The following is a 289-nucleotide window of genomic DNA, read 5'->3' on the forward strand; positions in this document are numbered from 1 at the left end:
CCCGTCCGTCGACGGCGAGCCGTACCAGCACATCCTCCCGGTCGAGGACACCGGCTTCGAGCTGACCACGACCGATGTCACCCCGGACCAACTCTCCGACCAGGTGCGGCAGACGTCCTGCTACGCCTTCGAACTCTCCTCTGAGATTCCGCTGCGGGCTTCGCTGTTCGCCCTCGGAGGGGACGAGTACGTGCTCGTACTCTTGGTGCACCACATTGCGAGCGACGGTTGGTCGATGGGTCCGCTGGCTCGTGATCTGTCGGTGGCGTATGCGGCGCGGGTCGAGGGC

General features: G+C 66.1%; 1 protein-coding gene. It reads left to right on the forward strand.

The window, feature by feature from the left end; genetic code table 11:
• The coding region (locus H0H10_RS03820) for a condensation domain-containing protein (RefSeq protein WP_188179366.1) at positions 1 to 289 on the forward strand (289 nt) is incomplete at both ends.

This window comes from Streptomyces griseicoloratus, assembly GCF_014534645.1.
In the GTDB taxonomy this organism is placed as follows: Bacteria; Actinomycetota; Actinomycetes; order Streptomycetales; family Streptomycetaceae; genus Streptomyces; species Streptomyces griseicoloratus.